This window comes from Polaromonas sp. P4_F9, from assembly GCF_056401235.1.
On record NZ_JBFUJT010000017.1, the window covers coordinates 1 to 13251 of the forward strand.

Below are 13251 nucleotides of genomic sequence, written 5' to 3' on the forward strand. Positions count from 1 at the left end.
AGCATGCGCTCCAAGCATGCGCTCCAGGCCAATGGGCGGGCGTCCGTTGCCGGCTTTGGGATAGTGCGGCGCGATGACTTCGCACAGGGCTGACCATGGCACGATCGCGTCCATGGTCTTGAGGAACTCTTCCCGCCGCGTGGGCTTGCGGAACTGTTCGAATCCCAATCCTTGATCGGCTGCCATCGCCAGGCTTTGTTGTTTCATCGTCAAGTAACGCCTCTCCCTCAATTGCCGTGGACCTTAATCAGCATTGCCCTAGAACACGTGTTCTTTCGGCGCTCGGGGTTGTGTCTGTGGCGGTCTCCCGCAACTTCTGATCGCGCACAAACGATGCTAGACTCAAAAAATTCCTATCCGTCGGCTGTGCAAAACCTCCCATGGCACCTGCGTGATGCCCCGTTTCTGACGCGAAGTGCACTCCGATTCACGCACGCGCAAGTCCAGGCAATGCCCGAAAATGAGCATCAACTTTCGCCAAATTGAGGTCTTTCTTGTAGTCGCGAGAACGCTTAGCTTCAGCCAGGCAGCATCCATTTGTCATTTGTCGCAACCCGCCCTCAGTGCGACCGTCAAACGTCTCGAAGAAACTCTCGGGGTGCGTCTTTTTGAGCGGACTACACGCCAGGTCGGCCTGACCGAAGTGGGTCTTGAGTTTCATCGCATGGCGGAGCAGATTGCAGAGCAGGTCGAGTTGGCACAGACTCGCATCAAGCAATACGCAAACGGGAAACGAGGTCGATTGACGATTGCCGCGGGGCCATCGGTCGCGGCGAGCTTCATTCCGAAAGTGATTCAGCAGTTTGTCCCGCGACTGCCAGATGTTGATATTCGGATTCATGACGAACTGTCTGACATCTGCCTGGAGATGGTTCGTGCGAGGAAGGCCGATATCGCGTTCACGCCGGTTGAGAGTAAGGGTGCAGACCTTGTATCGCAGGAGCTTTTTCGGGACTACCTTGTCGTCATCTTTCCCGAAGGCCATGCGCTGGCCGCCAAGAAATCCCTGCGCTGGTCGGATATTCAGCGCCATCCTCAAGTTGCGGTGAACAAGAGAAGTCACATGCGACAGACCATTGAGGATCATTACCTTCAATCAGGGGAGCAGTTTTCACCTGCCTACGAGGTTGCTCAAGTAGCCACCATGTTGGGACTTATCGGAGCTGGTTTGGGCGTAGGCGTTTTGTCCGAATCTTTGCTGGAACGCATCAACATGACAGGGTTGGCTTACCGCCGTATAAGCAGCCGAACCGCCTATCGGGGAATTTATGCTACGGTGCTGGCGTCCAGCATTCCCAGCCCTCTGCTCGTCGAATTTCTGGAAGCATGCGTACGCGTAGCTGCAGAGAAAAAATGACCCTTCGCCGCGGCAAATGGCATTCTCATACGCACTAAGGAAACTCTGATCAAGTCCACTGGCGTTGACTCTTGAATTCCGGCGCATGGCGTCGGTAAGGACCTTTTGATGACGTGACCTTCTCCTGGCTGAAGGCCCGATCAGCGTATCAGTTCTGCTTTATCCCCGTGATCCAACTGCAGGGGTGCACTCCATTTACGACTTTAATTGCGCTCAACAGCTGATGCGACTTTTGGGGGTTTTCGATGGGGAAAGCCATCAGTAGAAAGCCACCAGTATTCATGCGCCCCAGCGCCCTTTTCGGGCTCTGGGGCGTTTTTCTACGATGGTGGCAGGTTCCCTGTCCTCGTCAGGGATGACCAAATCGTGGATTCCGCCGCGGGAGGAGTTCTTCAAAAGAATTGGCAAGCCGCCGGCATCACGGCAATGGCTGAGGGGCCTACTTGACCAGCAGCACCGGGACGTCGCATTCGGTGACCACGCGCTGGGCCACGCTGCCCATGATGGCGCGGCCGACCAGGCCGTGGCCGTGGGTGCCCATGACGATCATGTGCGCCTTTTCGCGCTGCGCGGCGCGCACCACTTCGGCCGCCGGCGAGCCGATGGCCCAGGTCACGCGGTAGTGCAGTTTGTGGCGCTTGAGGAAGCGCTCGATCGGCTCGAGCACCTTCAGGGCTTCGTCCTTGTGGTAGGCACTGACCGTGGCGGCGCCCACCATGGTCTTGACGCGCCCGGGCATGGGCGCCTGTACATTGAGCACGACCACCTCGTCCTCCGGGCCGGTCAGGCTTTCGTGGGTGACGAGGAAGGCCAGGGCCTTCTTGGTGTACTTGCTGCCATCGGCGGCGAACAGGACTTTCATTTTTTCTCCTCCAGGTGGACCAATTCAACGCAACACTAGCACAGGAGTGCTGCTGTGCGCCAGCACATGCTGGGTTTCGCTGCCCAGCAGCACGCGCTTGAGACCCTTGCGGCCATGTGAGGCCATGACGATCAGGTCGCACTTGTGTTTTTTGGCTGCGGCCATGATGGCCTCGGCCACCAGGTTGGAGCGCGCGACCACGGCCTTGGCCCGGATCCCTTCGGCCTGCGCGGCCTGCTGCACCGCATCGACCATGGCCTGGCCCTCGGTGGCCCATTGTTTTTCGATGCGGCCGACCTCCTGGAGTGTGATCGACACGTTGCCCTCGAAATAGCTCATGGGGTAGCGTGGAACCACATGGAGCGCCACGAGTTCGGCGCCGAGTGCGCTTGCCAGCCCGAGCGCGCTGCGAACGGCCTTTTTCGAGAGGGTGGAGCCATCGGTAGCAACAAGAATGCGTTGGTACATGTTCTTCTCCTTTCTTGATTGACGTCCACAGCTTAGGCGCGCGCGTCCTGTACCGGATTGATCCAGATCAACCGGGCGTGTCGGTGTACTGGGTAACCTTGCGCCATGCAAACTGCCACCCTTGCCCTGGGCGCGGAGCCTGTTGCCGCGTCCCATGCGGACTGGGCTGCGCTGGACGAGCCCGCCGAATGGGAGGGCTTCAGCCGGCCCGTGGCCGGGCGCGATGGCTGGTGGGAGACCTACCTCGCCATCGATGGCATGCACTGCGCCGCCTGCTCGCTCACGGTGGAGCAGGCGCTGGGCCAGTTGCCGGATGTGGAGGGCGTTCAGGTCAATGGCGCGACCGCGATGGCGCGCCTCGTGTGGCAGCCCGGGCGAACCTGCCCCTCGGCCTGGATGGCCGCACTCCAGCGCGCCGGCTACACGGCCCTGCCGGCTGGCGACATGCTGCTGGCCGCGCCGCGGCTGCAGGCCCAACGCCTGATGCTCTGGCGCTGGCTGGTCGCGGGCTTTTGCATGATGCAGGTGATGATGTACGCGCTACCCGCCTATGTCGCCGGCCCCGGCGAGATCACGCCGGATGTGCAGGCGCTGCTGCGCTGGGCCTCCTGGGTGTTGACGCTTCCGGTCGTGCTGTTTTCCTGCTGGCCGTTCTTTGCCACCGCGCTGCGTGACCTGGGCAGACGGCGCATCGGCATGGACGTGCCGGTGGCGCTGGGCATCCTCATCACGTTTGGTGCCAGCACGGCCGCCACCTTCGATACCGCCGGGCCGTGGGGTGCCGAGGTCTGGTACGACTCGGTGACCATGTTCGTGTTTTTCCTGCTGTCCGGGCGCCTGCTGGAGCAGCGCCTGCGCGACCGCACGGCCGGCTCGCTGGAGGCGCTGATTCGCAGGCTGCCCGACAGTGTGGAGCGGCAGGGCGCTGAGGGCCAGTTCGAGCGCGTGGCCCTGCGGCGCCTCATCGTGGGCGACCTGATCCGTGTGCTGCCGGGCGAGGTCATTCCTGCGGATGGCACCGTGACGGCGGGCGACAGCCGGGTGGATGAAGCCCTGCTGACCGGTGAGTCCGCGCCGCTGCAGCGGGGCGTCGGCGGCGCGGTGATCGCCGGCAGCCACAACCTCTCCGGCCTGCTGCTGGTGCGGGTGGACCGCGTGGGTGCCGGGACCCGGTATGCCAGCATCGTGGCGCTGATGGAGCAGGCCTCGGTCCAGAAGCCGCGGCTGGCCCGGGTTGCCGACCGCATCGCCAGCCCCTTCCTGCTGGGGGTGCTGCTGGCCAGCGCCGCGGCGGCGCTGTGGTGGTGGCCGGTGGACCCGGCGCATGCGATCAGCGTGGCGGCCGCCGTCCTCATCGTCACCTGCCCCTGCGCCTTGTCGCTGGCCACGCCGGCCGCCACGCTGGCCGCGGCGGGCGCCCTGGCGCGCCGGGGCGTGCTGGTGCGTCGCCTGCAGGCGCTGGAGTCCGGCGCCACGGTGGACACGGTGGTGTTCGACAAGACCGGCACGCTTACCGAGGACCGCATGGCGGTGGTCATGCGTCGGGCCCGCCCGGGCGCCGACACTGCGCAGGCACTCCAGCTCGCGGCGGCGCTGGCGCAGCATTCACACCACCCGGTGTCGCGCGCGATTGTGCAGGCCGTTGCGGGCGCGGCCTGGCCCGCCGCGGAGATCACCGAGATACCTGGCCACGGGTTGCAGGGGACGGTCGTGGGCCGTGGTGAGATGGGAGGCCATCCGCGCGTGATGCGGCTGGGTTCGGCCGCATTTTGCGGTGCCCCGCCGCAGGACTCGCCGGCCCGTGGCCCGCAGGTGCATCTGGCCGATGGGCAGGGCTGGCTGGCCAGCTTTGAATTTGAAGAGGCGCTGCGGCCCGATGCCAGGCCTGCGGTCGGCGGGCTGCAGGCGATGGGCTTGCGGGTGCAGCTGCTCTCCGGCGACCAGACCGGAGCCGTCCTGCGGCTGGCCAGCCGCGCCGGCATCGATGAGGCCTGCGGCCAGCGCACGCCCGAAGACAAGCTGGCGCACGTGCGCGCCCTGCAGCGGCGCGGCCGGCGCGTCGCCATGGTGGGCGACGGCATGAACGATGGGCCGGTGCTGGCCTGCGCCGACCTGTCGGTGGCCATGGGGCACGCCGTGCCGCTGGCACAGGCGAAGTCCGACTTCGTGGTGCTGGGCAACCAGCTGGCCGATGTGCCTGCGCTGCTGCTGCAGGCGCGCCGCACGCGGACCGTCGTTCGGCAAAACCTGCTGTGGGCGGCACTCTACAACGCCGTCTGCGTACCGCTGGCCATCCTCGGCTTCATGCCGCCCTGGCTGGCGGGGCTGGGCATGGCAGCCAGCTCGCTGCTGGTGGTGCTGAATTCGGCGCGGCTGGCGCGCATTCCCGGGGCCGCTTGAATGGCCATACTGTTTCTGCTGATTCCGCTGTCGGTCGTGTTGGCGCTGCTCATCATCGGCGCGCTGGGCTGGGCGGTCTGGCGCGGCCAGTTCGAGGCGCTCGACCAGGAGGCCGAGCGCATTCTGCGGTCGGATTGATTTTCATCAACTCGCACCCCACCCTTGATGGAGACACTTGGGCGTCAAGAAAAAGGTGCTCCATGAACGATCAAGTAATTCCCGCCGCACTGTACAACGACACGGTCGTGCGGCAGTTTTCGCTGATGGCTGTGGTCTGGGGTGTGGTGGGCATGCTGGTCGGTGTGTTCATTGCCGCCCAGCTGGCCTGGCCTGAACTCAACTTCAACATTCCATGGCTCAGCTACGGCCGGCTCAGGCCGCTGCACACCAATGCCGTGATTTTTGCCTTTGGCGGTTGCGCGCTGATCGGCAGCAGTTACTACGTGGTGCAGCGCACCTGCCATGTCCCGCTGTTCGCGGGCAGGCTGGCCTCGTTCACCTTCTGGGGCTGGCAGGCCGTCATCGTCGCGGCCGCCATCAGCCTGCCCCTGGGCTACACCTCGGGCAAGGAATACGCCGAGCTGGAATGGCCCATCGACATCCTGATCACGCTGGTCTGGGTGTCCTATGCCATCGTCTTCTTCGGCACCATCGGCATGCGCAAGGTTCGCCACATCTATGTGGCCAACTGGTTTTACGGCTCCTTCATCCTGGCGGTGGCCGTTCTGCACCTCGTCAACAGCGCCGCCGTGCCCGCCGGCTGGATGAAGTCCTACTCGGCCTATGCCGGTGTGCAGGACGCCATGATCCAGTGGTGGTATGGCCACAACGCGGTGGGCTTCTTCCTCACCGCCGGCTTCCTGGGCATGATGTACTACTTCATCCCCAAGCAGGCCGAGCGGCCGGTGTACAGCTACCGCCTGTCCATCGTCCACTTCTGGGCGCTGATCTTCACCTACATGTGGGCCGGCCCGCATCATCTGCACTACACGGCGTTGCCGGACTGGACACAGTCGGTCGGCATGGTGTTCTCGCTGATCCTGCTGGCGCCCAGCTGGGGCGGCATGATCAACGGCATCATGACCCTGTCCGGCGCATGGCACAAGCTGCGCGACGACCCGGTGCTGCGTTTCCTGATCGTCGCCCTGTCGTTCTATGGCATGGCCACTTTCGAGGGGCCGCTGATGTCCATCAAGACCGTCAACGCCCTGTCGCACTACACCGACTGGACGGTGGGCCATGTGCATGCCGGCGCGCTGGGCTGGGTGGGCCTGATCACGATGGGCACGCTCTACTACATGATTCCGCGCCTGTTCGGCCAGAAGAAGATGTACTCCGTCCCGGCGATCGAGGTGCATTTCTGGGTCTCCACCATCGGCATCGTGCTGTACATCGCCGCCATGTGGATCGCCGGCGTGATGCAGGGCCTGATGTGGCGCGCGCTCAATGCCGACGGCAGCCTGACCTACACCTTTGTCGAGTCGGTGAAGGCCACGTATCCCTTCTACGTCATCCGCTTCATGGGCGGACTGCTTTACCTGGGCGGCATGCTGGTGATGGCATGGAATACCTGGATGACCGTGGCGCAGGGACGACCGCACCGCACCGCCGTCCCCCTGCCTCAAGCCGCCTGATGGAGCCCACAACATGAGCGACAACCACTCTTCTTCCGCTTCCGCCTCTGCCGGCTTCTCGCACGAAAAGGTCGAGACCAACAATTTCCTGATGATCGTCCTGATCCTGCTGGTCATCGCCGTCGGCGGGCTGGTGGAGATCGTCCCGCTGTTCTTCCAGACATCCACCACCGCGCCGGTGACGGGTGTCAAACCCTACACGGCGCTGCAGCTGGCAGGGCGCGACGTCTACCTGCGCGAGGGCTGCTACAACTGCCACTCCCAGATGATCCGGCCGTTCCGCGCCGAGACCCTGCGCTATGGCCACTATTCGGTGGCCGGCGAGTTCGTCTATGACCATCCCTTCCAGTGGGGCAGCAAGCGCACCGGGCCGGACCTGCACCGCGTGGGCGGCAAGTACAGCGACGAATGGCATCGCATTCACCTGAACAACCCGCGCGACCTGGTGCCGGAGTCCAACATGCCTGCCTACCCCTGGCTGGATCGGAACCTGGTGGACGCCGCGGACATGGCGCCGCGGATGCGGGCCCTGCGCAGCGTCGGTGTTCCCTATGCCGACACGCAGATCGCCCAGGCGGCGCAGGACGTCAAGGACAAGACCGAAATGGATGCCCTGGTCGCCTATCTGCAGGTGCTGGGCCTGGCCCTGAAATAAGGAGAAATACAGATGGATGTCAACAGCCTGCGCATCGTGGCCACCCTGGCCTCGCTCGTCACCTTCCTGGGCATTGTCTGGTGGGCATATTCCCGAGGCAACCGTGCGCGTTTCGACGAAGCGGCGCGCCTGCCGTTTGAGCAAGACTGATTCCGGGAGTTTTTGATGAGTGATTTCACCGGCAATTTCTGGTCGCTGTATGTGGCCGCGCTGACCCTGCTGGGCATCGTGGCCTGCCTGGTCCTGCTGTGGGTGACCGCGCGCAAGCGGATTGTCTCCAGCGCCGACAACACCACCGGCCATGTGTGGGACGGGGACTTACGGGAAATGAACAACCCCATGCCGCGCTGGTGGATGTGGCTGTTCGTGCTGACCATTGTGTTTTCCCTGGGGTACCTGGTGGCCTATCCCGGCCTGGGCGCCTACCAGGGTCGACTCGGCTGGAGCACCCAGGCCGAGTACACGGTCGAGGTAGCGCGCGCCAACCAGGAGCTCGCGCCGCTGTATTCGCAGTTCACCGCGAAGCCCGCTGAGGAGCTGGCCGGCGACGCCAATGCCATGGCGATTGGCGAGCGCCTGTTCATGAACAACTGTGCCCAGTGCCACGGCTCCGACGCGCGTGGCAGCAAGGGCTTTCCCAACCTGACCGACGGCGACTGGCTGCATGGCGGCACGCCCGACAAAATCACGGAAACGCTGACGCGCGGCCGGCAGGGGAAGATGCCGCCGATGGCGGCGGCGGTGGGCACGCCCGACGACGTGAAGAATCTCGCCAACTATGTGTTGAGCCTGTCCGGCAGTCCACACGACTCCGTGCGCGGGGCCCTGGGCAAAAGCAAATTCGGCGCCTGCGCGGCCTGCCATGGCATGGATGGCAAGGGCAACCCGGCGCTGGGCGCGCCCAACCTCACCGATGACATCTGGCTGCACGGCTGGGGTGAGCAGGCCATCATCAACATGATCAACAGGGGCAAGACCAGCGAGATGCCGGCGCAGATCGGCAAGCTGACCGAAGCACAGCTTCATGTGCTGACGGCCTACATCTGGGGCATGTCCAACAAGCCCCTTCCGGCCAAACCCTGAGAGAACCTGAAGAGTCCCTGAAGAGCCCCTGAAGAGAAAGTTTCGCTTGCAATCTTCCACACGTCGCAAAGTGATACCCATCGTGCCGGAAGTGGCGCATGGGCTGACGGAGTCGCTGTACGAGGCGCAGAAGAAGGTCTATCCGCGCTCGGTCACAGGCTTGTTCGCGCGCTGGCGCCTGGCTTGCGTCATCCTGACCCAGCTGGTGTTCTACGGCCTGCCCTGGCTGGAGTGGGGTCAGCGGCAGGCGGTGCTGTTTGACCTGGGCGCGCGGCGCTTCTACATCTTTGGCTATGTGCTGTACCCGCAGGACTTCATTTATCTCACCGGGCTGCTGGTGGTCAGCGCGCTCACGCTGTTTCTCTTCACGGCCGTCGCCGGGCGCCTGTGGTGCGGTTTTGCCTGCCCGCAGACCGTGTACACCGAGATCTTTCTGTGGATAGAGCGCAAGGTCGAGGGCGACCGCACCCTGCGGATGCGGCTGGACGGCTCGCCCATGTCGCTGGAAAAACTGGTCAAGAAGTGGTTCAAGCACATCCTGTGGCTGGGGCTGGCGATGTGGACCGGCTTCACCTTCGTCGGGTATTTCGCGCCGATCCGCGAGCTCGGGATGCAGTTCCTGCAAACGCGCATGAGCGCCTGGGAAGTGTTCTGGGTGTGCTTCTACGGCCTGGCCACCTATGGCAATGCCGGCTTCCTGCGCGAGCAGGTGTGCAAATACATGTGCCCGTATGCGCGCTTCCAGGGGGCCATGTTTGACCGCGACACCCTGATCGTGAGCTATGACGGCAGCCGTGGTGAACCGCGCGGGGCGCGTTCGCGCACGGCCGACCCGGCCGCGCTATCGCTGGGCGCCTGCGTGGACTGCACCCTGTGCGTGCAGGTCTGCCCGACCGGCATTGACATCCGCAAGGGCCTGCAGTACGAGTGCATCGGCTGTGCCGCCTGCATCGACGCCTGCGATGGCGTGATGGACAAGATGAACTATGCGCGCGGCCTGATTCGCTTCACGACCCAGAACGCGCTGGCCCAACACTGGAGCCGGCTGCAGATATGGCGGCAGGTCCTGCGTCCGCGGGTGCTGGTCTACGGCGCCATCCTGCTGGCCTTGTGCCTGGGCCTGCTGTGGAGCCTTGTCGTCCGCATGCCGCTCAAGGTCGACGTGGTGCGCGACCGTGCCGCGCTGTCGCGCATCGTGGCCGGCGGCAAGCTGGAGAACGTTTACCGGCTGCAGATCATGAACGCCACCGAGCAGCCGCAGCACTACCGCATCGCCGCCGGCGGGCTGGATGGGCTGACTTTGGCCTCCGACGCCGAGGTGGTGGTCGGCCCGGCAGAATCCCGTTGGGTTGCCGTCAGGCTGCAGATTCCCTACGGCTCCGCCAGCCCCGGCTCGCATCCCATCCAGTTCAGCATCGGCGACATCGCGGGTGATGCCCATGTGAGCGAGAAGTCCGTGTTCCTCGTGCCCCGTTAGGAGATAGTCCATGAACGACCTGCCGCAAGCCACTCCTCCTCCTCCTTCTCCCCCCTGGTGGAAGCACGGCCATGTCTGGCTGGTGATCACCGGCCCCGTCGCGGTGGTGGTTGCCGGCCTGACCACGGTGTGGATCGCGGTGCGCAGCCCTGATCCGGTCGTGGCGGAGGACTACTACCGGCGCGGCATGGAGATCAACCAGACGCTCGCCAGGGACAAGGCCTTGATGCCCGCCCTGCAGGGCCGCAATCATGCCGCCACGCCGCCGGCCGCGGCACCGCGATAGTTCGAAACTACAAGGAGACATGCCATGTGGAGTCAGAAACTCATGCGGGTCGCCTGGCCCGCTTTCCTGTCGGCCTGCATTCTGGAACTGGTGGTATTCGCGGTGGTGGATCCGTTCGAGTTGCGGTGGGCCGGGCAGGCGCTCGGTTGGCCACGGACCGGCGTCTACACAGCGGGCTTCTTCGTCTTCTGGGCCGTCGGAACGGCGTCGTGTGCCCTGACGACACTGCTGGGCATGCCGCCTGCCGAGGTCAACTGCTGCCCGCTGGCATCCGGCGAGCGCCCGGACGGCTGCCCTCAGCAATAGCCATGCGGCAGACGCCGCCGGATTGCCCTGCGGCGGCCGAGGGCCAGCTGACACGGGCCTGGCTCAGGCCTGTGCGTGGCTGTCGCTGTCGCTGTCAGGCAGCCGGACCACCAGCACGGGGACGGGTGCCAGGCGGACAATCTGTTCAGCGCCGCTGCCCATGAGCACGCGGCCGAGACCGCGTCTGCCGTGGGTGCCTGCAACGATCAGGTCCGCGTTCCAGCGCTTCGCCGCATCGGCCACGGTTTCCGCCAGCCTCTCGCCGGATTTGTCGAACAGCATGGAGTCGGCTTCCACGCCGGCAGACTGGGCCATGGCCATGCCCTGATCCAGAATCTTTTCACCGGTCTCCCGCATGACGGTGACGAGGTCGCCGGAGTAGCCGTAGGGGTCGTAGGCCGTGAGGTAGGTCAGCTCTTCCATCACGTGGACCAGCCGCACCCGGCCGCCGAAGTCCCTGGCGAACTGCAAGGCGGTGACCAGGGCCTTGTTGGAGGTTTCGCTGCCGTCGACGGGCACGAGAATGCGTTTGTACATGGTGGGGCTCCTTTGCGGGTGATGGCCTGATGCCTGCAGTGTGGAGCGCTTGCCGTCGGGCCGGGTTGATGTCGATCAAACAGGGAAATACTTTGTTGACCGGATCGCCGCCGGGAGGCTGCGGGGGAACTGTACATGCGTTCAGCATCCACTTCTCCTCCTGACGACAGCCCGGCGGCGGGAGGCTTGGCGGACATGAGTTGTAAGATCACCGTGTGTTCAACCAAACAACGCCGGGAAAAACAAGCTCAACCAGCCGTGAGCGGGTCGGTGACGCCACCGTGTCCCCGCCGTCGGTGGCCGCCGCGCCCGAGTTGGCCCGTGCCGGCGGCGAAGCTGTCCAGCGCCCCGCAGGTGCCAGTGCAATGGACGCCACCGCTGCCCGGCTGGCGGGTCTGCTCGACTCGGCCATGGACGCCATCATCACCGTGGACGAAGAACAGCGCATCGTGCTGTACAACCGCGCGGCGGAGAAAATCTTCGGCTGGCCGAGCGCACAGGCGATGGGAGCACGCCTGGAAAAACTGATGCCGGAGCGCTTCCGCGGCAGCCATGCCGGGCATGTCCGCCAATTCAATACCACGGGCATCACCTCGAGGCGCATGGGCGACGGCACCGTGCTTTACGGGCAGCGCGCCAGCGGTGAAGAGTTTCCGATGGAAGCCTCCATCTCCCAGCTGGATACCGTGGACGGCAAGCTGTTCACCGTGATCCTGCGCGATGTCAGCGAGCGCATGCGCACCCAGGAAGAACTGAGCGCCTTCGCCGCCGCGGCCCACACCATTCGCGAAGGCGAGAAGACCCGTATCGCACGGGAACTGCATGACGAACTGGCCCAGTCGCTGACGGCCCTCAAGATGGACGCGATCTGGGTGCGCGACCAGTTGCCGGAGGGAGCGCAGGCGGCCGCCGCCAAGCTCGGCGAGATGCTGGCCATGCTCGACACCACGGTCGCAGCCACCCGCCGCATCGCCTCGGACCTGCGCCCGCTGCTGCTGGATGACCTGGGCCTGGCGCCGGCCATCGAGTGGCTGGTTCAAAATTTCAGCCAGCGCTCCGGCGTGGCCTGCACGCTCTCGGTGGATGACGAGGTGGAACTGCACGAGCCCTACGCCACCGCTGTTTTCCGTATCGTGCAGGAGTCGCTGGCCAATGTGGCCAAGCATGCGGAAGCCTCGCGCGTCGAGGTGAAAATCGAGCGGACGCCGGAGGCGGTCACCCTGCATGTTGCCGACAACGGCCGGGGCTTCTCGCCGGCCGCGCCACGCAGCCCCAATTCCCTGGGCCTCCTGGGCCTGCGCGAGCGTGCGCAGTTGCTCAAAGGGGCTGTCACCATCGATAGCCAGCCGGGGCAGGGGACCCGTATCGATGTGCGGATTCCGGTTCAGGTTCAGGAAGCGGGGGCAGCGGATTGATCAGGATCGTCATTGTGGATGACCACGCCATCGTGCGGGAAGGTCTCAAGCGCATCATTTCCTCGGCCGACGACATGGAGGTGGCCGGCGAGGCCGCCAATGGCGCCGAGGCCATGCAGCGGGTGCGTGAACTGTCGTTCGATGTACTGATGCTGGACCTGTCCATGCCGGGACGCAGCGGCATGGAGCTGATCAAGCTGGTTCGCGCCGAGAAGCCCAAGCTGCGCATCCTGGTGCTGAGCATGCACCAGGAGCTGCAGTACGCCGTGCGCGCCATCAAGTCCGGTGCCAGTGGCTACCTGACCAAGGAGAGCGCGCCGGCGCAACTGGAGCAGGCCATCCGCAAGATCGCCGCTGGCGGTGCTTTCATCAGTGCCGAGGTGGCCGAGCAGCTGGCGCTGGGCGCGATGCCGGGCAGCGAGGTCGCCGCGCACGGGACCCTGTCGGACCGCGAATTCGAAGTGTTCCGCCTGCTGGTCGCCGGTGTATCGGTCACCGACATCGCGGGCCGGCTCAACCTGTCGGTCAAGACGGTCAGCACGCACAAGTCCAACCTGATGCAGAAGATGGGTCTGCACAATCAAAGCGAGCTGATCCGCTACGCCATGCGGCACGGCCTGACCGACCAGTTCGAACCCTAAGAACCTGTTTACGATCTAAACGCGGCCTCGTTTAGATCGTAAACAGGTTCTTAGCCCGCTCGGAAAATTCCTAGGCCCCCTGCGGCGCCGGCCGAGGTAAATTTAGGGGCACGCCGAGGCCCACTTTCGA

General features: G+C 64.6%; 16 protein-coding genes. 12 read left to right on the forward strand and 4 right to left on the reverse strand.

What is annotated here, in order from left to right; genetic code table 11:
* Nucleotides 1-186, reverse strand: a 186-nt coding sequence (locus AC1DUB_RS15745) for a transposase (protein ID WP_477730453.1), incomplete at its 3' end; no start/stop codon positions are given.
* Nucleotides 187-460: 274 nt separating this feature from the next.
* Here AC1DUB_RS15745 and AC1DUB_RS15750 point away from each other — a divergent pair.
* Nucleotides 461-1357, forward strand: a complete 897-nt coding sequence (locus AC1DUB_RS15750) for a LysR family transcriptional regulator (protein WP_477730295.1) — start codon at nt 461-463, stop codon at nt 1355-1357.
* 439 nt (nt 1358-1796) lie between these two features.
* On the opposite strand, the gene AC1DUB_RS15755 is transcribed toward AC1DUB_RS15750, so the two are convergent.
* A complete protein-coding gene (locus AC1DUB_RS15755; RefSeq protein ID WP_477719193.1) occupies nt 1797-2219 on the reverse strand; it encodes a universal stress protein in 423 nt (140 codons plus the stop codon).
* Nucleotides 2220-2243: 24 nt separating this feature from the next.
* On the reverse strand, nt 2244-2687 hold the full coding sequence (locus AC1DUB_RS15760; protein WP_477719192.1) for a universal stress protein: 444 nt from the start codon (nt 2685-2687) through the stop codon (nt 2244-2246).
* A 105-nt stretch (nt 2688-2792) separates the two neighbouring features.
* On the opposite strand from AC1DUB_RS15760, the gene AC1DUB_RS15765 reads away from it, so the two are divergent.
* The 9 genes from AC1DUB_RS15765 to AC1DUB_RS15805 all read left to right on the forward strand — a co-directional run bounded on the left by AC1DUB_RS15765 (nt 2793) and on the right by AC1DUB_RS15805 (nt 10528).
* Nucleotides 2793-5087 (forward strand): heavy metal translocating P-type ATPase, encoded by a 2295-nt coding sequence (locus AC1DUB_RS15765; RefSeq protein ID WP_477730296.1) that lies wholly within the window; start codon nt 2793-2795, stop codon nt 5085-5087.
* On the forward strand, nt 5088-5225 hold the full coding sequence (gene ccoS, locus AC1DUB_RS15770) for a cbb3-type cytochrome oxidase assembly protein CcoS (RefSeq protein ID WP_477730297.1): 138 nt from the start codon (nt 5088-5090) through the stop codon (nt 5223-5225).
* Between the two features lie 62 nt (nt 5226-5287).
* Nucleotides 5288-6721, forward strand: a complete 1434-nt coding sequence (gene ccoN, locus AC1DUB_RS15775; protein WP_477730298.1) for a cytochrome-c oxidase, cbb3-type subunit I — start codon at nt 5288-5290, stop codon at nt 6719-6721.
* Between the two features lie 13 nt (nt 6722-6734).
* Nucleotides 6735-7376 (forward strand): cytochrome-c oxidase, cbb3-type subunit II, encoded by a 642-nt coding sequence (gene ccoO, locus AC1DUB_RS15780; protein ID WP_477730299.1) that lies wholly within the window; start codon nt 6735-6737, stop codon nt 7374-7376.
* Between the two features lie 12 nt (nt 7377-7388).
* Nucleotides 7389-7526 (forward strand): cbb3-type cytochrome oxidase subunit 3, encoded by a 138-nt coding sequence (locus AC1DUB_RS15785; protein ID WP_477730300.1) that lies wholly within the window; start codon nt 7389-7391, stop codon nt 7524-7526.
* 15 nt (nt 7527-7541) lie between these two features.
* A complete protein-coding gene (gene ccoP, locus AC1DUB_RS15790) occupies nt 7542-8459 on the forward strand; it encodes a cytochrome-c oxidase, cbb3-type subunit III (protein WP_477730301.1) in 918 nt (305 codons plus the stop codon).
* A 46-nt stretch (nt 8460-8505) separates the two neighbouring features.
* Nucleotides 8506-9936 carry a cytochrome c oxidase accessory protein CcoG gene (gene ccoG / locus AC1DUB_RS15795; protein ID WP_477730302.1) on the forward strand — a complete coding sequence of 477 codons (1431 nt, stop codon included), beginning with the start codon at nt 8506-8508 and terminating at the stop codon, nt 9934-9936.
* A gap of 10 nt (nt 9937-9946) precedes the next feature.
* On the forward strand, nt 9947-10222 hold the full coding sequence (locus AC1DUB_RS15800; protein WP_477730303.1) for a FixH family protein: 276 nt from the start codon (nt 9947-9949) through the stop codon (nt 10220-10222).
* Nucleotides 10223-10246: 24 nt separating this feature from the next.
* Entirely contained in the window at nt 10247-10528 is a 282-nt protein-coding gene (locus tag AC1DUB_RS15805; RefSeq protein WP_477719183.1) for a hypothetical protein, read from the forward strand.
* A 63-nt stretch (nt 10529-10591) separates the two neighbouring features.
* Here AC1DUB_RS15805 and AC1DUB_RS15810 read toward each other — a convergent pair whose 3' ends face one another.
* Nucleotides 10592-11065, reverse strand: a complete 474-nt coding sequence (locus AC1DUB_RS15810; RefSeq protein WP_477730304.1) for a universal stress protein — start codon at nt 11063-11065, stop codon at nt 10592-10594.
* A gap of 215 nt (nt 11066-11280) precedes the next feature.
* Here AC1DUB_RS15810 and AC1DUB_RS15815 point away from each other — a divergent pair, with 215 nt between their 5' ends.
* Together AC1DUB_RS15815 and AC1DUB_RS15820 are read left to right on the forward strand one after the other, a co-directional pair.
* The gene (locus AC1DUB_RS15815) at nt 11281-12480 is read left to right on the forward strand and encodes a PAS domain-containing sensor histidine kinase (protein WP_477730305.1); all 1200 of its coding nucleotides are present in this window, start codon (nt 11281-11283) and stop codon (nt 12478-12480) included.
* Nucleotides 12477-13121, forward strand: coding sequence for a response regulator (locus AC1DUB_RS15820; protein WP_477730306.1), 645 nt, complete (start codon nt 12477-12479; stop codon nt 13119-13121). The genes AC1DUB_RS15815 and AC1DUB_RS15820 overlap by 4 nt, the downstream gene beginning before the upstream one ends.
* Nucleotides 13122-13251 lie beyond the last annotated feature (130 nt).